This window comes from Rhodococcus mengyinensis (assembly GCF_048381435.1).
GTDB lineage: Bacteria > Actinomycetota > Actinomycetes > Mycobacteriales > Mycobacteriaceae > Rhodococcus_F > Rhodococcus_F opacus_D.
Window position 1 is genome coordinate 17,553 of sequence record NZ_JBLWIT010000049.1, and the last position, 22,386, is coordinate 39,938.

Annotated in this window: 17 protein-coding genes; 13 read left to right on the forward strand and 4 right to left on the reverse strand. The window is 68.3% G+C overall.

The features are described from left to right. The first annotated feature begins 18 nt into the window (after positions 1–18). Positions 19–1,284 (forward strand): enterobactin transporter EntS, encoded by a 1,266-nt coding sequence (gene entS, locus ACNJ7E_RS08940; RefSeq protein ID WP_283353246.1) that lies wholly within the window; start codon positions 19–21, stop codon positions 1,282–1,284. 16 nt (positions 1,285–1,300) lie between these two features. On the opposite strand, the gene ACNJ7E_RS08945 is transcribed toward entS, so the two are convergent. The 3 genes from ACNJ7E_RS08945 to ACNJ7E_RS08955 all read right to left on the reverse strand — a co-directional run bounded on the left by ACNJ7E_RS08945 (position 1,301) and on the right by ACNJ7E_RS08955 (position 10,260). Next, complete coding sequence (locus ACNJ7E_RS08945; protein WP_105423335.1) at positions 1,301–2,365, reverse strand: iron-siderophore ABC transporter substrate-binding protein; 1,065 nt, start codon at positions 2,363–2,365, stop codon at positions 1,301–1,303. Further along, complete coding sequence (locus ACNJ7E_RS08950; RefSeq protein ID WP_418339644.1) at positions 2,362–9,441, reverse strand: amino acid adenylation domain-containing protein; 7,080 nt, start codon at positions 9,439–9,441, stop codon at positions 2,362–2,364. The genes ACNJ7E_RS08945 and ACNJ7E_RS08950 overlap by 4 nt, the downstream gene beginning before the upstream one ends. A gap of 171 nt (positions 9,442–9,612) precedes the next feature. After that, positions 9,613–10,260: an isochorismatase family protein gene (locus ACNJ7E_RS08955; protein WP_418339645.1), complete on the reverse strand. Its 648-nt coding sequence runs from the start codon at positions 10,258–10,260 to the stop codon at positions 9,613–9,615. 223 nt (positions 10,261–10,483) lie between these two features. On the opposite strand from ACNJ7E_RS08955, the gene ACNJ7E_RS08960 reads away from it, so the two are divergent. From ACNJ7E_RS08960 to ACNJ7E_RS09015, 12 genes are all read left to right on the forward strand, one after another. Next, positions 10,484–11,080, forward strand: a complete 597-nt coding sequence (locus tag ACNJ7E_RS08960) for a DUF4178 domain-containing protein (RefSeq protein ID WP_280780402.1) — start codon at positions 10,484–10,486, stop codon at positions 11,078–11,080. Then, entirely contained in the window at positions 11,077–11,580 is a 504-nt protein-coding gene (locus ACNJ7E_RS08965; RefSeq protein ID WP_418339646.1) for a DUF2617 family protein, read from the forward strand. Before ACNJ7E_RS08960 ends, ACNJ7E_RS08965 begins: the two co-directional genes overlap by 4 nt. Continuing rightward, positions 11,568–11,990: a DUF4247 domain-containing protein gene (locus tag ACNJ7E_RS08970; protein WP_105423344.1), complete on the forward strand. Its 423-nt coding sequence runs from the start codon at positions 11,568–11,570 to the stop codon at positions 11,988–11,990. Before ACNJ7E_RS08965 ends, ACNJ7E_RS08970 begins: the two co-directional genes overlap by 13 nt. A gap of 28 nt (positions 11,991–12,018) precedes the next feature. Continuing rightward, the gene (locus ACNJ7E_RS08975) at positions 12,019–12,489 is read left to right on the forward strand and encodes a DUF350 domain-containing protein (protein ID WP_005251488.1); all 471 of its coding nucleotides are present in this window, start codon (positions 12,019–12,021) and stop codon (positions 12,487–12,489) included. A gap of 4 nt (positions 12,490–12,493) precedes the next feature. Then, the gene (locus ACNJ7E_RS08980) at positions 12,494–14,065 is read left to right on the forward strand and encodes a polyamine aminopropyltransferase (protein ID WP_283353252.1); all 1,572 of its coding nucleotides are present in this window, start codon (positions 12,494–12,496) and stop codon (positions 14,063–14,065) included. 133 nt (positions 14,066–14,198) lie between these two features. After that, positions 14,199–14,753 (forward strand): MarR family winged helix-turn-helix transcriptional regulator, encoded by a 555-nt coding sequence (locus tag ACNJ7E_RS08985; RefSeq protein WP_280780400.1) that lies wholly within the window; start codon positions 14,199–14,201, stop codon positions 14,751–14,753. Between the two features lie 99 nt (positions 14,754–14,852). Next, positions 14,853–16,052, forward strand: a complete 1,200-nt coding sequence (locus tag ACNJ7E_RS08990; RefSeq protein ID WP_418339647.1) for a homogentisate 1,2-dioxygenase — start codon at positions 14,853–14,855, stop codon at positions 16,050–16,052. After that, complete coding sequence (locus ACNJ7E_RS08995; RefSeq protein WP_283353310.1) at positions 16,049–16,906, forward strand: hypothetical protein; 858 nt, start codon at positions 16,049–16,051, stop codon at positions 16,904–16,906. The genes ACNJ7E_RS08990 and ACNJ7E_RS08995 overlap by 4 nt, the downstream gene beginning before the upstream one ends. After that, a complete protein-coding gene (gene fahA / locus ACNJ7E_RS09000; RefSeq protein ID WP_418339648.1) occupies positions 16,903–18,084 on the forward strand; it encodes a fumarylacetoacetase in 1,182 nt (393 codons plus the stop codon). Before ACNJ7E_RS08995 ends, fahA begins: the two co-directional genes overlap by 4 nt. Before the next feature lie 43 nt (positions 18,085–18,127). Further along, positions 18,128–18,910, forward strand: coding sequence for an enoyl-CoA hydratase (locus ACNJ7E_RS09005; RefSeq protein WP_280780397.1), 783 nt, complete (start codon positions 18,128–18,130; stop codon positions 18,908–18,910). Between the two features lie 162 nt (positions 18,911–19,072). Further along, the gene (locus ACNJ7E_RS09010; RefSeq protein WP_007296521.1) at positions 19,073–19,681 is read left to right on the forward strand and encodes a hypothetical protein; all 609 of its coding nucleotides are present in this window, start codon (positions 19,073–19,075) and stop codon (positions 19,679–19,681) included. A gap of 45 nt (positions 19,682–19,726) precedes the next feature. Beyond that, the gene (locus ACNJ7E_RS09015) at positions 19,727–21,250 is read left to right on the forward strand and encodes an acyl-CoA synthetase (RefSeq protein WP_418339649.1); all 1,524 of its coding nucleotides are present in this window, start codon (positions 19,727–19,729) and stop codon (positions 21,248–21,250) included. On the opposite strand, the gene ACNJ7E_RS09020 is transcribed toward ACNJ7E_RS09015, so the two are convergent. Continuing rightward, complete coding sequence (locus ACNJ7E_RS09020; protein ID WP_280780394.1) at positions 21,251–22,285, reverse strand: LacI family DNA-binding transcriptional regulator; 1,035 nt, start codon at positions 22,283–22,285, stop codon at positions 21,251–21,253. Positions 22,286–22,386 lie beyond the last annotated feature (101 nt).

Below are 22,386 nucleotides of genomic sequence, written 5' to 3' on the forward strand. Positions count from 1 at the left end.
GAATGTGAATGGATGACAATGGCTGGATTATCGCGATACGCAATCGACTTGACGCCTCTACGGACGAGTCGCGAGTTCCGATACATCTTCATTGCCCGCACGATCTCCATCTTCGGTCTGGGTCTGCTGCTGGTGGCGGTGCCGCTGCAGGTGTACGACATGACGAATTCCACACTGGCAGTGGGCGCGGCGAGCATCGTCGTGGGCTCCTCGGTGTTCATCGGCACCCTGTTCGGCGGCGTGATCGCCGACCGGTACGACCGCAGGCCGGTCATCTCCCTCGCCCGTGCCGCAGCGGGCCTGGCCTTCGCGATCCTCGCGGTCAACGCGTTCCTCCCCACACCCCAGTTGTGGATCATCTACCTGTGTGGCGTGATCGAGGGCCTCGCCGGCGGCATCTCCGCGACCGCGCTGATGGCGGTGATCCCGTCGCTGCTCCCCAAGGACAAGATGGCCGCCGCCGGTGCCCTGATGACCGTGATGGCCGACCTCGGCACGGTTGCGTCACCGGCCATCGGGGGTGTGATCATCGCGGCGACATCCGTGGGCACCAACTACGTTCTGGCCGCGGTGTCCTCGGGAATCACCGCCTACTGCATCGCCAGGCTGCCCTCGCTGCCGCCGCCGGTCAAGAACACCGAGAGTCCGTTGCGGTCGATCGCCAGCGGCTTCACCTATGCCGCCAAGGACTCCGTGGTCGGCGGGACGCTGCTGGTCGGGTTCTGCGCGATGATGCTGACCGGCTGGAACGTGCTGCTGCCCGCCTACGCGAGCCAGGTTCTCCATGCCGGACCGGCGGCCACCGGACTGCTCTACAGCGCCCCCGCCGTCGGCGCCCTCACCGGATCACTCACGAGTGGCTGGACGGGAACTGCTCGTCGCGGTGGCCTGATCGTGTTCCTCGCGGCCGTGATCGCGTCGGCCGGGCTGATCGGCGCCGGCGCGGTCCCGATGATCGCGGTCACGTTCCTCGGGCTCGCCGCACACGGATTCGGCCGCGTCCTCGGTGACATCCTCCGGTACGCGGTCATCCAGACCGAGACGCCCGAGGAATACCGCGGACGCGTCGCCGGTGTGTGGGGCGCCCAGATCTCCACGGGCTCGGCTGCCGGAGCGCTCGTCGCCGGCGCCGTCGGCGCCGCGGTGGGTCCGCGTGAGGCGTTCCTCCTCTACGGGGCGGGCGGCATCGTGGTGCTTGCGGTTCTCGCACTGACCTTGAAGGGGTTGCGCACGTACAGCAGTGCCGCTGCCGAGGAGGACGACCTCTCGGCAGCGGCACAGTGACGCGTTCAGGTGGGAACTAGCTGGCCTGAGCGTTGTTCGCGGCCTGCGACAGCTGCGGGAGCAGCTTGTCCAGCAGCCACGGCATGCTGAGCACGTTCGGCGAGCTCGACGCGAACACCAGCGGCGGATCGGTCAGACCCACGTAGGCGTTGTCGCGCACGGCCTTCATCCCGGCGAACAGCGGGTTCGACTGGACCTCGTTCTGCAGCTCGGGCGACAGGTACCACGCGAGCAGCACGTCCGGGTTGTACGTCGGCAGCAGTTCCAGGCTGACGGGAGCCGCGAACTTGGTCTGGTCACTGCTCTCGCGCAACTGCTGGGCGAGCGGGTCGACCGTGAAACCGAGGCTGGCCAGCATCTTCAGACGAGGATCGGTGTCGAAGTAGAAGTTGTACGATCCCGGCTCGGTGCCGCTCCCGAATGCCACCGTCTTCCCGGCGAACTCGGGGTGCTGCGACTTCGCCTGCGCGAGGGTGTCCTGAGTCCGGGTCACCAGTGTCTCGGCCTGTGCCGACCGGCCGAGGGCCTTGCCGACGGTAGTGATCTGGTCTTCCCAGCTGGTGGCCCAGCGACGCTCCGGGTACGCCACGGTGGGGGCGATGGCCGACAGCTTGTCGTACTGCTCCTGGTTCACGCCCGAGTGCACGGCCAGGATCACGTCGGGGGCGAGTGCCGCGATCTGCTCGTACGGCATCTCCTTGCTCGACGCCGTCAGCAACGTGGGTTCCGCGTTCGGGTCGAGCTCTTCGAGCTTCGCCCGCGACCACGGCAGCAGGCCGTCGTCGGTTCCCGTGTCCGACTTCATGTTCTGCACGGCGACGGGCACGACGCCGAGCGACAGTGCCGCGTCCTCGCTGCCCCAGCCGATCGTGACGACGCGTTCCGGTGCCTCCGTGATCTCGGCGGTACCGAGCGCCGACGGAATCGACACGGGGAAGGCCGACGCGTCGGCCTGTCCGGTGGCGGATCCCGCCGCGTCGGTCGAGTCGGAATTCGACTCGCTGCAGGCACCCGCGAACAGCGCGGTTGCCGCCATCATCACGATTCCGGCTCTACGCCAATATCTTCCGGACGTTTTCATCGATCTCCCTGTTCTGTGTTGGTGGGGTTCATGTGCGAGCCGAACGAGGCGAGGGCCTCGTTCACGACGGAGCCGACTTCGCCGATCCAGCGGGGCTGGGTCATGTCCTTGTGCTCGCAGTCGAGGTCGTGGTTGACGATGGTGCCGGTCAGGTAGGGCCGCCACAAGTCGTACGTCGCCGCGGTCGCAGGGTTCCTGGCCGCAGTGAAGAAGAGCATGTCGGAGTCCACGACGATCTGTGAGGGTTCGGATTCGAGGCGCACGGCGTTCGCGAAGTTGTCGATCATCGCGGCCGGTGTGTGCTCGTTGATCCCGGCCAGCGCGCTGCCCTCGCCGCGCAGGATGTCGATCACCTGCTGCCGGTCGAGTCCGTCCTCCAGGAGCGGTTCCGGGTCGTAGCCGACCATGTAGAGCAGCGCGGCGAGCGCGTCCTGCTCCGTCGGCATCGAGGCCCACGCGTCCGACGGGAAGGAGTCGAGCATGACGAGCATGCCGAGTTCCTCACCCTGGTTCTGCAGTGCACCGGCGATGGCGTGCGCGACGACGCCGCCCAGCGACCATCCGAGGAGGTGGTAGGGGCCCTTCGGCTGCACGGTACGCATGTGCTCGATGTATTCGGCGGCCATGTCCTCGAGCGTTTCCGGCGGCCGCTTGGACGTCGACAGGTTGGAGGCCTGCACGCCGTACAGCGGGTAGTCGTCGTCGATGTGCCGCAACAGGCCCGAGTAACCCCAGCTGATTCCGCCGGCGGGGTGGAAGCAGAACACCGGTGGCTTGGACCCCTCGGTGCGGAACGGCAGGAGGACGGCCAGCGCGTCGGCGTCATGATCGTCGTCGAGACGGCCCGCCAGCTGGGCCACGGTCGGCGCCGCGAACAGCGAGGCCACCGTCGCGGTCACGGACAGCCGCTTCGAGATCGCACTCATCAATCCGGCCGCCATCAGCGAGTGGCCGCCGAGGTCGAAGAAGCTGTCGTCGATGCCGACCCGCTCGATACCGAGAGCCTCGGCGAACAACTGGCACAGCACCTCTTCGCGCGCCGTGCGCGGACCCCGCTCGGACACCTGCAGTGACAGGTGCGGAACGGGAAGCGACGACTGGTCGAGCTTGCCGTTGGGGAGGGTGGGGAACTCGTCGACGGCGATGAACGCGGCCGGGATCATGTAGTCCGGCAGCCTGCTGGCGGCGCGGCGGTGCAACTGGTCGGGGTCGATCCGGCCGCCCGGCACCGACGTCGCGTACGCGACGAGCCGCTGATCGCCCGGGCGGTCCTCGCGGACCACGACGACGATGTGCTCGACGTCCGGGTCACCGGACAGCACTGCCTCGATCTCGTTGAGTTCGATGCGGAATCCGCGCACCTTGACCTGCGAGTCGGCGCGGCCGGTGAAGTAGATCTGACCGTCCCTGCCCCACCACACCACATCCGACGTCCGGTACATGCGCCTGCCCGGCTCTGCGAACGGGTCGGCGATGAAACGTTCCGCCGTCTTGGGGCTCTGATTGCGGTATCCCCGGGTGACGCTGTCGCCCGCGAGATACAGCTCGCCGGACACGCCCGGAGGCACCGGCCGCAGCGCGTGGTCCAGGACGTACGCGCGCTTGCCGGGATCGACGACGCCGATGGGGACCGGACCTTCATGTCCCGGTTCGACGAGGGCCAGGGTGGCGTTGACCGTGCACTCGGTGGGTCCGTACGCGTTGAACAACCGGCGTCCGGGTGCGTACCGCTCGATCAGCTGGGGTGTGAGCTTCTCGGCGCCGAGCATCAGGTCGACGCCGTCCGGGATGGGATGCTCCGGCGGGAACGCGGCGGCGAAAGACGGTGGTACGCCGACGAAGTTCACGTCGTGTTCGTTGATGACGCGGGCGAGCGGCTCACCGGGGATGCGGTCGGCGTCCGTCGCGACCACCAGCGTTCCGCCCGAGAGCACACCCCACATGATCTGCCAGAACGCGAGGTCGAAGCTGATGGACGAGAAGTGGAGCGCCCGAGTGGTGTGGTCCATGCCGATCACGTCCGACTGCAGCGACAGCAGATCCGCGATGCCCAGGTGGGGGACGACGACGCCCTTCGGCACCCCCGTCGATCCGGACGTGTAGATGAGATACGCGGCGTCGTCGAGTTGCAGTGGTCTGCTCCGCTCGGCGTCCGTGGGGGCGGTGACCGGCTGGGTGTCGATCAGGGCCTGCAGGTCCGGATCGTCCAGGTCGAGAATGGGCACGTCGGTGCCCAGCGGGGTGCGGTCGGGCACACCGACGGAGGACGTGAGGATCGCGACCGGTGCGCCGTCGGCGAGCATGTGCGCGATCCGGTCGGCCGGGTACGTGGGGTCGACGGGAAGGTACGCGGCACCGCTCTTCAGCACGGCGAGAACACTGATGATCAGCTCGGCGGAGCGGTCGAGTGCGAGCGCGACCACGTCACCGGGGCCCGCGCCACGCGAGATCAGCAGGTGGGCAATCCGGTTCGCCCGTTCGTCGAGCTGCCGGTACGTGAGGGAGACCGCGGGCCGCACGCTCGCACCGACGGCGAGGGCCTCGGCGTCGGGTGTCTGCGCCACCTGCGCCGAGAAGTACTCGTCGAACGTGCGGGCCGGGACGGAGTGCTCCGCGTGGGACCATTCGCCGAGCACCCGGCCCCGCTCCCGCGGGGTCAGGATGTCGAGCCGGGCGATCCGCTGCTCGTGGTTCTCGACGAGCCGCTCGATCACCACGGCGAGGCGGTCCGCGAAGGACTCGACGGTCGCGGCATCGAAGAGTTCGGTGGAGTACTCGAACGTCACGTCGACCCCGCCGCTGTCCGGACGTTCCTGGAAGCGCAACGCCAGATCGAATTTCGCGGTCGTCGCGTCGAGCATCCGCACCGAGGCGGTGGTCCCGGCGAATCGCTCCGCCGCACCGTCCTGCTTCCAGTGCGACAGCATGACCTGGAACAGGGGATGGCGGGCCGACGACCGTGGGGGATTGACGAGTTCCACGATCCGGTTGAACGGCACGTCGGCGTGGTCGACGGCGTCGAGGTCGACGGCCCTGACCCGGTCCAGCAGTTCGGCGAACGTCGGGTCGCCCGACACGTCGGTCCGCAGGACCACCGTGTTGATGAAGCAGCCCACCATGGCGTCGAGGTCGGGGTGACTGCGACCGGCGACGGGCACGCCGAGGGCGATGTCCTCGCCGGCGCCCAGTCTTTCGAGCAGCACGGCCACGGCGGCGTGGACGATCATGAAGAAGCTCGCGCGGCGCTCGGCGGCGAGCGACTCGACGGCCGCGTGCAGCGACGGCGACAACGTGCGGTGGACGCTCGCGCCGCGGTTGGTGGGCAGGGCAGGTCGGGGGCGGTCGGTGCGCCAGCCCAGTTCGAGCGGCAGACCGTCGAGTTGCTCACGCCAGTAGTCGAGTTGGCCGGTCAGCAGCGGGGTCGCGTCGTCGCCGGCGCCTATGCGTTCGCGTTGCCACACGGCGACGTCCGGGTACTGCAACGGCAGCGGCGTGAACTCCGGTGCCCGTCCGGCGCGGCGGGCGTTGTACGCGAAGGCGAGATCGTCCAGCAGTTTCGACTGCGACCACTCGTCGCCGATGATGTGGTGCATCAACAGGACCAGTGTGTGCTGCGGTTCGTACAGCACCGCGCGCAGCGGCGGCTGGTCGGTGAGCCCGAGACCCACCGTCGTCATCGCCGCGATATGTCCCTCGATGTTGCCGACGTTGTCGACTCGTTCGAGCCGAACCTTCGCATCTCCGGCGGGAAGCACGACCTGGTGGGGCACCGAGTCGACGAGGGGGAACACCGTCCGCAACGACTGATGCCGGGTCACGACGTCCGCGAGCGCCGCGGACAGGGCGTCGGGTTCGAGGCCTTCCCCGAAATCGACGGCCAGTGCCAGCAGGTACGTTCCACCGCCGGCGGCGCTGTCGAGGAACCACAGGCGTTCCTGCGCGGGTGACAACGGCACCGGCGTGCCCTCGGGGAGGTCCCGCGGGGACGGCCTGCTCGCCGGTACCTGCTCGCCGGCGTCCTCCAGTTGCGCGGCCACAGCGGCCACGGTGGGATTCTCGAAGACCGTGGCAACCCGCAGTGGCACACCCAGTTCCGCGGTGATTGCGGACACGAGAGCGGCGGCGAGGAGGGAGTTCCCGCCGAGTGCGAAGAAGTCGTCGTGGACACCGACCTCCTCGGCGCCGAGCACCGAGGTGAACAGCGGGAGTATCCGGGCTTCGGTGTCGGTCCGCGGTGTGTCGCCGGCCTGTCCGAGCCAACGGGGGGCGGGCAGCGCGTCCTTGTCGACCTTGCCGTTGTGGGTCAACGGCAAGCGGTCGAGCATCACCAGTGCGGACGGCGTCATGTACCCGGGAAGGGAGCGGACCAGGTGCGCCCGCACCTGCTCCTCGACGGCGTCGTGCTCGCCGCCCGGCCGGGGAACGACGTATCCGACGATGCGCTGGTCGCCGCCGGCCCGCTCGTGCACCGTGGCCACCGCCGCCTGCACGTCGGGCACCGCGGTCATCGCGGCGCCGATCTCGCCGAGTTCGACACGATAACCGCGCAATTGGATCTGGTCGTCGATCCGGCCGTGGTAGTGGAGCGCGCCGGTCGCGTCGTACCGTGCGAGGTCGCCGGTGCGGTACATCCGCGTCCCGCCGGGCGCGAACGGGTCGGCGACGAACCGTCCCGACGTCAGGCCGGGACGCCCGACGTAGCCCGGGGACAGTCCGGGACCGGACACATAGATCTCGCCGGTCACGCCGGGCGGCACCGGACGCAGCCCCGGCCCGAGGACGTACGTGCGGAGGTCGCCGAGCGGAACCCCGATGTCCACCACGTCGGCGGCGGTGGCCTTCGTGGCGGTGACGTGCACGGTGGTCTCGGTGATCCCGTACATGTTGACCAGTTCGGTTCCCGCATCCGGACCGGTCGCGGCGAACCAGGCGCGCAGGACGGCGGGGTCGAGAGCCTCACCGCCGAACACGACGTACCGCAGTCGCAGCCGGTCGAACGAGTCCGCGCGGACGAGGGCGTCGACGAGATGCCCGAACGCGGACGGCGTCTGGTTCAGCACCGTGACACCCTCGTCGACGAGGAGCGCGGCGAGGTCGGCCGGTGACGTGAGGGTGGCCTCGTCGACTGTGACGAGGCGGCCGCCGTGCAGCAGCGCACCCCAGATCTCCCAGACGGAGAAGTCGAACGCGTACGAGTGCAGCAGGGGCCAGCAGTCGTCCTCGGTGAACGTGAACCATTCGCGGGACACGTCGAACAACCGCATCACGTTACGGTGCGGAATCGGAACGCCCTTGGGGACACCGGTGGATCCGGACGTGTAGATGATGTACGCGATGTCGTCCGCCTGCACGGCGTTCTCGAGTTCGCCGGACTCGGACTGTGCCGAGTCCTCCTCGACTCGCGGGAGGTCGCCGAGCAGGTCGGCGGATCCGATTCCCAGCGACGGCTGCGCGTCCCGCAGGATGAACCGCGCGCGTTCGGCCGGGGAGGACGGATCGATCGGCAGGTAGGTCGCGCCGCTGCGGAGAATCGCGAGGACGGCGACGATCAGATCGGTGCCGCGGGGGAGGCTGACGGCCACGACCGTGCCGCGGCCGGCGCCGGCCGTCCTCAGTTGCCGGGCCAGGGCGGCACTGCGACTCGAGAGGTCCCGGTACGACAGATCGTTCACCGCGACGCGGTCCGGGTGGGTGCGCGCCTGGGCGAGGAAGGCGGAGACGATGCTGTCCGGAAGCGCCGCTGCCGTGCCGGTGGTCCGGTCGAGGCCGGCCGCCGACCGCCACAGGTCCAGTTCGTCCGGAGCGCAGACGTCGACCACGGAGACGGGTTCTGCTGCCACGGAGATGGTTCGGAGGTAGTGCGCGAATCGGTGTGCGTGGTCCCGGATCTCGTCGTCCGTGTAGACCTCGGGATTTCCGGCCCATTCGAGGGTGAGCTCGTCCCCGGCGCCCGAGACGGAGATCACCACGTCCTCCACCGGACCGGTGGCGAGCTGATGCACCGTGCCGACGGTGGGACCGAAAGCGATTCTGGCGGCGAACGGTTTGACGTTCACCACCGCTCCGCCGGTGGCGCGGCTGCCTGCGTCCCGGACGCGCTGGAACGGACGCGTCTCGGCCAGTGCGGCGGCCACTCTGCCGATCACGTCGGCGAACGTCGGTCGTGCGTCGAGCGGAATGCGGAGCGGCACAATGTTCGTGGCCGTCACGGGCGACGTCAGCTCGATCCCGTTGCGGGCGAGCACCGGCACCCGGAGCGTCACCTCCTCCGCTCCCGTGTGGGCGCCGAGGTAGGCGGCCGCGGCCGCATAGACCGCTTCCGCCCACGTGGTCGCCTGCGCGGTGGCCGCCTCGCGCAGGCTCCCCGCGACGTCGGGGTCGATCGGGATCGTGTACCGATGGGGATCGGGGACGGGCCTGCGCACGGTGTCGCTGAATCCGACCGGGCGGGAAGCGCCGTGGGGCGCGTCGATGTCGGGGGCCGCGGCATCGAATTCCTGTGCCGCCTGGACGTGCGCCCGCAGCGGCGGAAATTTGGCCGGCCGGGGTTCGGTGCCCGCGAGCCGGGCCGCGTACAGCGCCGCGACGCGGCGGGTGAGCAGCGAATATCCGTAGGCGTCGAGCAATGCGTGCGGGGCGCGGAGGTACCAGAGCACACCGGAGTCGGTCGTGATCAGTGCCGTCCGCACGAGGGGAGCGGAGTCGAGGTCGAGCGGTCGGCGCACGTCCTCGCGCATCCACTCGAGGGCAGCGGCCCGGTCGCGTTGGAGACGTTCGAGTTCGGGGGCGTTGCGACGGTCGTGCACCTGGACGACGTCGGCCGAATCGGCACCGGGTTCGGCCCCGAAGCGGACCGAGAGCACCTCGGCCTCCTCGATCACCGTGCGTACCGCCGCGGCGACAGCGTCGATGTCGACGGGGGCGGCGACCTCCACGTACTCGGCCGTGGTGAATGCCGATCGGGTCGGGTCGAGATGGTGCCCGGCCCACAGCTCGCGCTGGGCGGCGGTCAAGCAGACGTCGGCCGTGTCCTCCCCGGTCTGCGGGGTGGACGGCGACGATATCGAAAGGGACATCTAACAGGCACTCCTGATGCTTTCGGCTTTCGGGCGTGGGGATTCCGGGCTTTCAGCTACTCAGCGTGTCAGGTTAGCCTAACCACATTGATTGTGGTCATCCGACTGCCGAGCACACCCGGCGCAGCTTCGGAACGAAGCGCTGCGCCGGAGTGTGGGCTTCGGGTCGACTCAGCAGACTTCGAGCGGGGAGAACGCGGAGACCAGCGCATCCGTGGTGGTCACCGAACCGCAGCGCTTCGCCGCATAGGTGAGCGCCATGAGGTGCTCGTCACGGCTGAAATCCGCGGTCGCGTCGGAGACCAGGAACGGCTGCACGTCCGACATGAACGCCTCGGCGGCACTCAGCATGCAGCCCATATGCGCGTAGACGCCCGTCACGATCAGCTGGTCGCGGCCGTGGTGGCCGAGCAACTGCCGGAGGTCGGTGCGCTGGAAGGCCGAGTATCGCCATTTGGTCACCTGGATGTCGCCCTCGCGGGGGGCGAGCGGCTCGACCACCTCGGTGTCCCGACCCGACGTCAATCCCGGGCCCCAGAAGTCGGCGAGGATGCCGCGACGCGACGGGTGCTGGTCGCCCGGCTGCATCGTGTAGATCACGGGAATCCCGGCTTCCGAGCACAGTTCGCGGATCCGGACCATGTTCGCCATCGCAGTCGACATCGGCTCCGCACGCACGTCGTACGCGTCGATGAAGTAGTTCTGCATGTCGTGGACCAGCAGTGCGGAACGCCGGGGGTCGAGCCGCCAGGACACCTTCGATTCGGGGACCTCCCGGATCGCCGGGATCGTGTAGGTCGAAATGGGCGGGATGGCCATATGGTTCCTCACTGTCGGTCTTGTCGACGTCTGGGCGTATGCCGCACGAATTTCGGTGAACGACAGCGCTCCGCTCCACCGCTCGCGCGTTCGGTTAGGCTAGCCTTTGCTACCAGGCTCTGCAATCGCCAGGTGTGTGGGTGCGCGGCGCACAGTAAGGTGACTGAGCGGTGGGGGCCGGGCACTGGCCTCCCGTGCCGGAGCCGCTGACCAGGAGAGACTGTTGACCACGCTGCTGTTACTGCTGCTGATCGTCGTCGTGATCGTGGGCATCGTGCTGATCCTGCGGAATCGGACCGGGAAGAAGACCACTCCTGCTGCCAGGGTCGATCCGCTCGCCGACTACCCGGAGGTCTACGACCCGTACAAGATCGGAGTCGGCGACATCATCACGTACGCCGGAATCGATCACGTCGTGCGCGGCACCATCACCCTCGACGAAGAGGGATACATCTGGCACGAACACCTCCTCGACGGGTCCACCGGTCAGCGATGGCTGACCGTCGAGAACGACGAGGGCAACCTCGACATGACGCTGTGGATGCGCCGCGAGGGCACGGGGCTCGAACCGAACGGTGACGTGATCCTCGACGACAGGGTGCACCGGCAGATCGAGCGCGGCACCGCCTCGTTCACCGCGGAAGGCACCACCGGAACCGCACCCCAGGGCATCGTCGACTACGCCGACTACGAGACGGCCGACAAGACCGGCCTGCTGTCCTTCGAGCGCTGGGCGCGGACGCAGTCGTGGGAGGTCTCCACGGGCCGCGCCGTCACGCGGGGTGAACTCACCGTGATCCATTCCGGTCCGCCGCAGTGACACTGCACGTCCTCGACATCGAGTCGCGCGATGTGACGGCCGAGGCACTCGGTCTCGTCGTGAACGCTGAAACGCCGTGCCCGCTGGCCGAACTCACCATCACGCACGGTGACGACCGAGTGACACTCGCGGTTCTCGGGGCGTCGCACGCGGTGACGGCGTCCGCGGCGGGCAGCCGAATCACCGAACAGGTCTCGTGCGACGCGGTCCAGGCAGGCGGCAGGCCGTTGCCCGTATCCGACAGCGCGAGCGGGTACCGGTTCGACTCGACCACCGACACCGTCGACCGCACCCACCTCGAGCAGACCGCCGACTGGCTGCGGCGCCAGGCCACCGAGGTGGACGGGTGGATCTGCGGGGCGTTCCCCGGTGACCACACCGCGCTGACCGCGCTCACGGCGGCCAAAGATTCGGGCGGATGGGTCTGGCAGACCTGGCATCTGTACCCAGGAGACAAAGGCGGGGTGATCGTGAAAACTCGAAGCAGGTGGCAGCCGTGAGCCGGTTCAGTGCGCGCGTGCGGCTCGTCCCGATGCTGCTCCTGGTGTTGGCCGCGACCGCGTGCGGCGGCGGCGTCCGCGACTACATCGCCGACACCTACGCCCTGCAGAACACCGCGGGCGACGCGAAGACGTACACGTCGAACGACCCCGTGGGGACGACCGTCTCGAACATCGTCGCCGAAGAGGACCCGGCGGCGCGGAAGGCCGACGGCGGCAGCGAATACCTGCGCTACGACGACGACATCGTCACGGTCAGCGCTGGGCCGGGTGGCGGCAGCCTCGTCCGCGTCGAAGACATCGACGGCCGGTACAGGAGTGGCGGGTTCGCCTATCTGGGGCCCGGTTTCAACCCCGGTTCACCGGCAGGCGGCGCCAGCGGCAGCGGCGGATCCGGGAGCGCGAAATGACAGAGAACACTCGACTGGGGAGAAGCGCGTGAACACCACCTACACGGCGGCAGCAACGGAAATCGGCAGCGTCGACGTCGGGCTGCTCGCCGTCGGCATGCTCGGCACCCTGGCGTACTTCGTCATCGGCATCGCCGTCCTCGGAGTCGGCTTCGCGGTACTCGACCTCGCCACCCCCGGCAATCTCCGGCACCAGGTGTACGTCGACAAGAACCCCAACGCGGCAATCCTGCTGGCGTCGAACCATCTCGCCCTCGCCGTCGTCGTGGTCACGGCGATCCTCACCAGCTCCGACGGATTCGCGCAGGGGCTCGCCGACTCCGCGGTCTACGGCCTCTTCGGTGTGCTGCTGCAGGTCATCGCGCTGCGCCTGATGAATCTGCTGCTGCCGGGACAACTCGTCGGTCTGGTCGGGAACCCGCAGATGTGCGGTGCCGCATGGGCGGTCGGTGCGAGCCTCTTCGCCATCGGCCTCGTGAACGCCGCCGCACTCACCTGATCTCGTGACGACCACCGCGGCAGAGCCGAATATCTCCACCACCCGCGCGCTCGGCGGGCGGGCAAGGGCGTTCCTGCTCGCCGCGGTGGCAGCCTGTGCGGCGTGCGGGCTGATCTACGAACTGGCACTGCTGACACTGTCGGTCAGTCTGACCGGCGGCGGGATCACCCAGACGTCGCTGATCGTTGCGGGTTTCGTGGCCGCACTCGGAGTGGGGGCCCTCGCCGCCAAGCCGCTGCTCTCCACCGCGGCCGCGTCGTTCGTGGTCGTCGAGATCGTCCTCGGCCTCGTCGGCGGGTTCAGCGCGGTGACGCTGTACGTGACGTTCACGTTCTTCGGTTCCAGCGCAATCGTTCTGGTGCTCGCCACCGCACTGATCGGTGTGCTGGTGGGCGCCGAGGTGCCGCTGCTGATGACGCTGCTGCAGTCGGGCCGCAGCGACACCGACGCCGAGAGCACCGGAAAAGTGCTGGCGAACCTCAACGCCGCCGACTACGCAGGCGCCCTGGTCGGTGGCCTGCTCTGGCCGTTCGTCCTGCTGCCGATCGCCGGGATGATCCGCGGCGCCGCCATCACCGGCATCATCAACCTCGTTGCCGCCGCGGTGGTGGCGCTGATCCTGCTGCGGTGGCAGCTGAGCCTGCGCACCCGGTTGCTCGCCGTCGTGGCAATGCTCGTCGCCGCCGCGTGCATCGCGGTGCTGCTGGTGCGCGCCGACGGCATCGAGACCACGTCGCGGCAACGGCTCTACACCGACCCGGTGGTCGCCGCGGAAAGGTCGCAGTACCAGGAGATCGTGGTCACCGAGCGCGGGGGAGACGTGCGGCTCTTCCTCGACGGCGACCTCCAGTTCTCCAGCATCGACGAACATCGGTACACCGAATCGCTGGTGTACCCCGCGATGGCCGCCGACCCGAAACGGGTGCTGATCCTCGGCGGGGGCGACGGCCTCGCCGCCCGGGAGGTCCTGCGACTGCCCGGGGTCGAGGAGATCGTGCAGGTGGAGCTCGACCCTGCGGTCGTCGAACTCGCGAACACCCGGCTGTCCGGGCTGAATCAGGGAGCACTGCAGGACCCGCGCGTGCACGTCGTCCTCGACGACGCGTTCCGGTGGCTACGCGACGCACCCGATTCGGGTTTCGACGCCGTCATCGTGGACCTCCCTGACCCGGACACCCCGGCGCTCGGCCGCCTGTACTCCACCGAGTTCTACGGTCTCGCCGCCGCCGCCCTGAATCCCGGCGGACTGATGGTGGTGCAGTCGGGAAGCCCCTATTCGACGCCGGACGCGTACTGGCGCACCACGTCGACGGTCGCGTCCGCGGGCCTGGCCGTCACGCCGTATCACGTGCTGGTGCCGAGTTTCGGGGACTGGGGTTACGTCCTCGCCCGGCGGGGACCCGAACCGCCGGCCCTGCGCCTACCCCGCGACGTCCCCGAACTGCGCTTCCTCGACGAGCCGACCCTCGCCGCGTCCGCGATCTTCCCGCGCGACCGTCCCCGCCGCGAACTCGAGCCCTCCACCCTCGACCGCCCGCGCATCGTCGACGACATGCGGAAGGGCTACGAGCGCTGACGCGCCCGTGAGTACTTATTAACGGCCGGGCGTTAATAAGTACTCACAGGCCGAAGGCATATAGTTCATAGATATACTAAAAGCGGAGGTGGCGGGCACTGGGCCCGCCACCAGCTCGCGATAGGGTTCCCCCATGACCGATGACGCAGCGCCGGTGCCCGTCGAGGTACCGGACAGCCTCGACTTCTGGTCGTTCATCGAACTGGCGAACCGGCGCCTGAGCACGGAATACGGCTCGACGCACGAACTCGCCACCCAAGTCCTCCTGACGTTGAACCGCGCGTCGAACGTGGTGACGTACGACCTGGAGTCGTCGATTCACCGCCCGCGCGGCCTGTCGTGGTCGGCGTTCCGGCTGATGTTCGTGACGTGGCTGGCCGGACCCGTCGAGTCGAAGACGGCGGCCAAGCTCACCGGTATGAGTAGGGCTGCCGTCTCGAATTTGACGAAGACGCTGGTCGGTGGTGGTCTGATGGAACGGACCCCGGACGAGCGGGACGGCCGGTCCGTCCAGTTGTCGCTCACCGAGAAGGGCCGGAGCGAGATCGGTGAGATCTACCGTGAGCAGAACGAGCGGGAACATGCCTGGGCGAGTGTTCTCACCGAACCGGAGCAGCGCATTCTCGTCATGCTGCTGGACAAGCTGATCACCAACCGCAGCCAGTTCGACGTCCGCGGGCGTAACTGACCCCTGCTGTGCCTCCCGGGAAATCTGTGCTTGCCATCACGCCCGTAATTTAGTTAATGTGTTTACTACTACGGACACGCACTTCTAGGGAGGCCGGTCATGGCGTTCTATCGGCACGTGGGCAACATCCCGCCAAAGCGGCACACCCAGCACCGTGACGACAACGGTCAGCTCTACTTCGAGGAATTGATGGGAGAAGAGGGGTTCTCCTCCGACTCCTCACTGCTCTACCACCGCCACATCCCGTCGGCGATCGTCGATGCCACCGTGTGGGAGCTGCCCGACCAGAGCACGACACCCAATCATCCGCTCAAGCCGCGCCACCTCAAGTTGCACGACCTGTTCCCGGACACGGTCTGGGCCGACACCGACGTGGTCACCGGACGCCGGTTGATCCTCGGCAACGCGGACGTCCGCATCTCCTACGTGGTCGCCGCCAAGGAGTCGCCGCTGTACCGCAACGCGATCGGCGACGAGATGGTCTACGTCGAATCCGGTGCCGCCACCGTCGAAACCGTGTTCGGCGCGCTCGAGGCGAAGCAGGGCGACTACGTTCTCATTCCGATGTCGACCACCCACCGCTGGATCCCGCGGGGACCGGAACCGTTGCGTGCCTACGCGATGGAGGCCAACAGTCACATCGTCCCGCCGAAGCGTTACCTGTCCCGGTTCGGTCAGCTGCTCGAGAACGCGCCCTACTGCGAGCGCGACCTGCACGGGCCGTCCGACACGCTGCAGGTCGAGGGCACCGACGTGGAGGTGCTCGTCAAGCATCGGACGTCGCACGGGATCGTCGGCACGCGAATGGTGTACCCGCACCATCCCTTCGACGTCGTGGGCTGGGACGGGTGCCTCTACCCCTACACGTTCAACATCTCCGACTACGAGCCCATCACCGGGCGCGTGCACCAGCCGCCGCCGGCGCACCAGGCGTTCGAGGGCAACAACTTCGTCATCTGCAATTTTGTGCCCCGCAAGGTCGACTACCACCCGCTGTCGATTCCGGTGCCGTACTACCACTCGAACGTCGACTCCGACGAGATCATGTTCTACGTCGGCGGAGACTACGAGGCGCGCAAGGGTTCCGGCATCGGCCAGGGCTCGATCTCGATTCATCCCGGCGGACATGCGCACGGTCCGCAGCCCGGCGCGTACGAACGCAGCATCGGGGCCGAGTTCTTCGACGAACTCGCCGTCATGGTCGACACGTTCCGCCCGCTCGAACTCGGCGAGGGTGCCGTGGCGTGCGAGGACTCGGGCTACGCGTGGACGTGGGCAGGGCGGGGGCCGACGCCGTGATCTCCGCCCTCTTCGCCGGTCTCTGCGACGACGCCGCCCTCTTCCCGCCCGGAAACGCACCCCTGCCCGACGCCCTGCCCGCGCACGCCGGACATTTGTCGGCGCCGTACGCGGATCTGGTCGGTCCCTTCGTCTTTCCGGTCGCCCGGCTGGGCGAATTGACCCCCGGTGCGCTCGAACTGAGCCTGACGCTGCCCGGCGGTCCGGCCACGCTCGAACCCGCACTCGACCGCCTCGCGCAGATCGACGGTGCCACCGCGGTGGCACTCGAGATCGCGGTGCCCGCAGACCAGACGGCCGCGGAGTTCTTCGCTGCGATGGACGCCGTCGAGGCGCTGACCGCCGGGCTCGACGTGTTCGTGGAGGTGCCGCGTGGCGAGCGCCGGCCCGACTTCCTCGCCGCACTGACCGGCGGCCCGTTCGCGGCGAAGTTCCGCACGGGTGGCGTGGTCGCCGAGGCCTACCCGGACGAGACCGAACTCGCCGCTGCGCTGCACACCGTCATCGCGTCGGGAATCCCGTTCAAGGCCACCGCCGGACTGCACCACGCCGTCCGCAACACCGATCCGCACACGGGATTCGAACAGCACGGTTTCCTCAACGTGCTGCTCGCCACCCGGCACGCACTCGGCGGCGCCGGCGTCGACGAGGTGGCCGCCACCCTCGCCGGACGTGACGGCACACCGCTCGCCCGCGAGCTGCGCGACCTCCCGGCCGACGTCGTCGGCGCCGTTCGCACCGCCTTCCGATCCTTCGGCACGTGCAGCATCCTCGAACCCCTCGAGGATCTCGTCGCACTGCACCTCGTGCCGTCTTCCGTCCTCGCCTCCGCAGATCAAGGAGCCCACGCATGACCGTCCTCGACATCCCCGCAGATTCCCTCTTCGGAATCGAGAACCTGCCGTACGGCGTGTTCTCGACCGCCGACTCGACCCCACGGGTCGGAGTGCGGGTGGGAGATTCCGTCGTGGATCTCGCCGCCGCACTGGGTGACGACGTCTTCGCACAGCCCACCCTCAACGCCTTCATGGCGCAGGGCCGGGCCCGCTGGACCGAGGTCCGCAGGCAGATCACCGAACTCGTGCAGGGCGACGTCGCCGACACCGCGGTGTTCGCCGTCGAGGACGTGACGATGCACCTGCCGGTTGCCGTCGCCGACTACGTCGACTTCTACGCCTCCGAGTACCACGCCACGAATCTCGGGCGACTGTTCCGCCCCGACTCCGAGCCGCTGATGCCCAACTGGAAGCACCTGCCGGTTGGATACCACGGGCGGTCGAGCACCGTCATCGTGTCCGGCACGGACGTCATCCGGCCCTGCGGGCAGCGCAAGACCCCGGCTCAGGACGCCCCCGACTTCGGGCCGTCCCGCCGCCTCGACATCGAGGCCGAGATGGGCTTCCTCGTCGGTGTCCCGACGAAGCTGGGGGAGACGATCACCCCGGATCAGTTCGCGGAGTATGTGTTCGGGGCGGTCGTCGTGAACGACTGGTCCGCCCGCGACATCCAGGCCTGGGAGTACGTGCCGCTCGGCCCGTTCCTCGGGAAGAGCTTCGCGACGTCGATTTCCCCGTGGGTGGTTCCGCTCGACGCGCTCGAGGCGGCCCGCATCGACACCCCGACGCAGGATCCGCAGCCGCTGCCGTACCTGCGCGGCGAGGAGAAGTGGGGCCTGGACATCGACCTGGCCGTCGAATGGAACGGACACGTCGTGTCGCGTCCGCCGTATGCGCGGATGTACTGGTCGCCGGCGCAGATGCTCGCACACACCACGATCAACGGCGCCGCCGCCAGCACGGGCGACCTGTTTGCGTCGGGCACCATCTCCGGACCCGAGAAGGATCAGCGTGGTGCGTTCATCGAGCTGACCTGGGGTGGGCAGGAACCTGTCGTCGTCGGGGACGAGAAGCGCACGTTCCTCGAGGACGGCGACGAGATCGCCATCTCCGCCACCGCCCCGGGCCCGAACGGCACCCGCATCGGCTTCGGTGAGGTGCGGGCCCGCATTGCTCCGCCCGTGAGTACTTGTTAACCGCGGGCGGTTGATAAGTACTCACGGGTGGTAGGCAGTAGTCATGACCGAGAACTTCGTCGAGACCACTGCCGAGCCGGACACCGGCGTCGCGTTCCTCACCCTGAACCGCCCCGAACAGCGCAATCCGCTGTCGTCCGAGGCCATGCGGGACGTCACCGCGGCGCTCCGGAAGCTGGGCGACGACGACACCACCCGCGTCGTCGTCATCAGGGCTGCAGGACCGGTGTTCTCCGCAGGCCACGACCTGAAGGAGATGATCGGCCGCACACTCGAGGACGAGCAGGCCATCTTCGACACCTGTGTCGAGATGATGCAGACCGTGCAGGACATTCCCCAACCGGTCATCGCGTCCGTTCAGGGCGCGGCGGTCGCGGCGGGCTGTCAGCTCGCGGCGTCCTGCGACCTGGTCGTCGCGTCGTCGAACGCCGTGTTCGGGACGCCGGGGGTGAAGATCGGCCTGTTCTGCTCCACCCCGATGGTGGCCCTCAGCCGCGCGATCGGACGTAAGCGCGCCCTGCAGATGCTGCTCACCGGGGAGACGATCGGGGCGGAGACCGCCGCGGACTGGGGGCTGGTGAACCTGGTCGTGCCACCCGAGGAACTCGACGTGCAGACCAGGGCTCTCGCCGCGAAGATCACGACGGCCAGCCCGCTCACCGTGAAGATCGGCAAGCAGGCGTTCTACCGGCAGATCGAGCTTCCCCAAGGCGAGGCCTACGTGGCGATGGCGGAGACGATGGCCACCAACGCGATCACATGCGACGCCCAGGAGGGCATGCAGGCTTTCGTCGACAAGCGCACTCCGCACTGGCAGGGAAAATAGCGCACGCTACCTGCATTGCGCGGTCCAGCGAACCGGCGAAGGATCAAGTGTGCAGTGGCTGCGGCCGCGGGCCGTCGGTGCCCGCTGACGGTGGACCGCGACGGGTCGGTCACCGAGATCGTTCTCACTGCGGGGCGACCGTCCCGCGGGAGGTGACTATCGATGTTCATCCAGGTTATTCAAGGAAAGGTGTCCGACGAGGCCGGCCTACGCCGGTGCATGGACCGCTGGACGGAGGACGTGCGACCGGGAGCGACGGGCTTCCTGGGCTGCACCCAAGGATTGTGCGACGACGGAACGTTCATCGCCCTCGCGCGGTTCGAATCGGCCGAAGCCGCCCGGCGTAACAGCGAGCGTCCGGAGCAGGGCGCGTGGTGGGCGGAAACCGAGCGGTGCTTCGAGGGTGCCGTGTCGTTCATGGACTGCCCGGACGTGATGGAGTGGATGGGTGGTGGCTCGGACGACGCGACATTCGTTCAGGTCATGGAGGGGCACACCTCCGACGCGAGTCGGATGCGGGAGCTGCTGGAACAGGCCGAACCCCAGGTTCATCAGCTGCGCCCGGAGATCCTCGGCGGAACGTTGTGCACGTACGGCGACGGCGGGTATGTCGAGGCGGTGTACTTCACCTCGGAATCGGAGGCCCGCGAGCACGAGAAGGTCGAGATCCCGGACGACCTGAGGTCGTTGTTCGAGGAAGAGGGGCGGTTGATGGGCGACGTTTCGTACTACGACATGCACGAGCCGATGCTGGTGCCTGCAGGGCGGTAGCCGAAACCTCCGGCAAGGTACTTGGACGTCCTATAACCTTCGTGCATGAGTCTGGATGCGCGTACCGATACCGTCGACGGAGTGCTGCGGCGCTCGGCCGCCAAGTTCCCCGACCGCAGGGCACTGACGTTCGAGGACCGCACGTGGACGTACCGTGAACTCGACGACGCGGTCAGCCGAGCGGCCGCCTACCTGCAGTCGCTCGGACTGTCGGCCGGTGAGCGGGTGGCCGCGTACGGCACCAACTCGGACGCGTACACGATCGGGTTCCTGGCCTGCGCGCGTGCAGGTCTCGTGCACGTCCCCGTCAACTATGCGCTCAAGGGTGACGAGCTGACCTATCTGGTGTCGCAGTCCGGGAGCGCCGCCGTGCTGGTCGATCCGGCGCTGAGGGGCACGCTCGACTCGGCCCGCGGCGCCCTCGAACTGCGCCACGTGATTCCCCTGCGCGACGCCGAAGACTCGCTTCTCGCCCACAGCGGCTCCGGCGACGTCCCCGTGCTCGCGGTGCCGGTCGCGTCCACCGATCTGGCGCAGTTGCTGTACACATCCGGGACGACGTCGAAGCCGAAGGGCGCCATGATGACTCACGGCGCTCTCGTGCACGAGTACGTGTCTTCCATGATCGCCCTCGCGCTGAGCGACGGTGACAATCCGCTGATTTGCATGCCGCTGTACCACTCGGCGGGCATGCACGTCTTCATGATGCCGTACCTGTCGGTGGGCGCCTCGGTGAATCTGATGCAGACCCCGGACATCCCGGAGATCCTGCGGCGCATCGAGGCGGATCGCATCGGCTCGCTGTTCCTGGCGCCGACGGTGTGGGTGCCGCTCGCCGGACATCCGGATCTCGGGACCCGCGACCTGTCGTCGCTGAAGAAGGCGCAGTACGGCGCGTCGATCATGCCCGTGACGGTGCTGAACAGGCTGCGCGAACGCTACCCCGACCTCGGGTTCTACAATTGCTTCGGACAGTCCGAGATCGGTCCGCTCGCCACGGTGCTGCAGCCCGAGGAACACGAGGAGCGGCCGTCGTCGTGCGGCAAGGCCGTGTTCTTCGTCGAAACGCGGGTGGTGGATCCGGACGGCAACGACGTTCCGGACGGCACGCCCGGTGAGGTGCTCTACCGTTCGCCCCAGCTGTGCCTGGGGTACTGGGACAACCCCGACGCCACCGCGGAGGCGTTCCGCGACGGCTGGTTCCACTCGGGGGATCTGGTGACGCGGGACCCGGAGGGGTACATCACCGTCGTCGACCGCATCAAGGACGTCATCAACACCGGCGGCATCCTGGTGGCGTCGCGGGAGGTCGAGGACGCGGTCTACACGCATCCGGACGTGGCCGAGGTCGCGGTCATCGGGACGCCGGACGACAAGTGGATCGAGGCGATCACCGCGGTCGTGGTGTTGCGGGAGAACGCGGCCGGCGTGACGCCGGACGGGTTGATCGCCCACGTCAAGGAGCGCATCGCGCCGTTCAAGGTGCCCAAGCAGGTGGTGTTCGTGGACGAACTGCCCCGCAACCAGAGCGGGAAGCTGCTCAAACGCGAACTGCGGGCCACGCTCTGACTAAATCCTGGTCGACGCCCGCTCGATCAGCTCGACCGGGAGTTTCACCGATTCCACGTCGTTGCCCGCGATGATCGACAGGAGATGACGCACACCCGTCGCGCCGATCAGGCGCGCGGGTGAGCGGACGGTCGTCAGCGGCACCGGCAGCTGGGCGACCACCGGAATGTCGTTGTACCCGACGAGCGCGAGGTCGTCGGGGATCCGCAGCCCGAGGTCGCGGGCGACGCCGAGGACGCCGATCGCGATGGTGTCGCTGACGGTGAAGATCGCCTCGGGACGCGAATCCGACTCGAGGAGAACGGTGGCCGCGGCGACACCGCCGGACACGTCGAAGTCGGAGCGGACGACGCGATCCGGGCGGAGTTCGATGCCGTTCTCGGCCAGTGCGGCGCGGAATCCGGCGAGGCGGTCGCGGGAGGTGCTCGCATGGTCGGGGCCTGTGATGACGGCGACCTCGGTGAAGCCGCGGTCGAGGAGATGGCGTCCGGCGAGGTAGCCGCCCCGGTGGTCGTCGCCGGACACGAACGGCAGACCGACGTCGGCGTGCCGGTTGAGCTGCAGCATCGGCAAAGCCCCCACCGACAGTGAGTCGACGAATTCGCGGCCGGGACTGTGCAGGCTGCTGAGCAGCAGGCCGTCCACCTGCCTGCTGACGAGGAACTCGATGGCGCGGCGCTGGGCGTCGAGGTCGTCAGGCGGGCTCGACAGCAGCACCGAGTAGCCGGCCTGCGTGGCCGTCTCCTCGATGCCCTGGAACATCGTCGCGACCACGCCGTCGGTGAGTCGCGGCATGACGACGCCGAGGGTGGTGGTCTTGCGCGTCCGCAGGCTCGCGGCCCACAGGTTGGGCTGGTAGCCGAGTTCCACCGCCACCTCGCGAACCCGCAGCGCGGCCTCGGACCAGCCGTCGGCGGGTTCGGGCTGCCGGAGCACCCGGGATGCCGTCGACACGTGGACGCCGGCGCGTTCGGCGATCTCGCGGAGGGTAGGCGGACGCCCGGAGGTGCGTGTCGGGCGGTCCGGCTGGTTCACGGGCAATCCTCGCGCTCGGGGACGGGGGCCGGCGGGTGTCGTGGTTGACGGCTGCCGGAACGCGCCTTAGTCTACGTGACGAAATCGTTCGTGCAATCGTT

What these genes read in the sequence shown, in the direction of transcription:
- entS (WP_283353246.1), top strand. Translation starts at nt 19, where the DNA reads ATGGCTGGATTATCGCGATACGCAATCGACTTGACGCCTCTACGGACG.
- ACNJ7E_RS08945 (WP_105423335.1), bottom strand. Translation starts at nt 2,365, where the DNA reads ATGAAAACGTCCGGAAGATATTGGCGTAGAGCCGGAATCGTGATGATG.
- ACNJ7E_RS08950 (WP_418339644.1), bottom strand. Translation starts at nt 9,441, where the DNA reads ATGTCCCTTTCGATATCGTCGCCGTCCACCCCGCAGACCGGGGAGGAC.
- ACNJ7E_RS08955 (WP_418339645.1), bottom strand. Translation starts at nt 10,260, where the DNA reads ATGGCCATCCCGCCCATTTCGACCTACACGATCCCGGCGATCCGGGAG.
- ACNJ7E_RS08985 (WP_280780400.1), top strand. Translation starts at nt 14,199, where the DNA reads ATGACCGATGACGCAGCGCCGGTGCCCGTCGAGGTACCGGACAGCCTC.
- ACNJ7E_RS08990 (WP_418339647.1), top strand. Translation starts at nt 14,853, where the DNA reads ATGGCGTTCTATCGGCACGTGGGCAACATCCCGCCAAAGCGGCACACC.
- fahA (WP_418339648.1), top strand. Translation starts at nt 16,903, where the DNA reads ATGACCGTCCTCGACATCCCCGCAGATTCCCTCTTCGGAATCGAGAAC.
- ACNJ7E_RS09005 (WP_280780397.1), top strand. Translation starts at nt 18,128, where the DNA reads ATGACCGAGAACTTCGTCGAGACCACTGCCGAGCCGGACACCGGCGTC.
- ACNJ7E_RS09010 (WP_007296521.1), top strand. Translation starts at nt 19,073, where the DNA reads ATGTTCATCCAGGTTATTCAAGGAAAGGTGTCCGACGAGGCCGGCCTA.
- ACNJ7E_RS09015 (WP_418339649.1), top strand. Translation starts at nt 19,727, where the DNA reads ATGAGTCTGGATGCGCGTACCGATACCGTCGACGGAGTGCTGCGGCGC.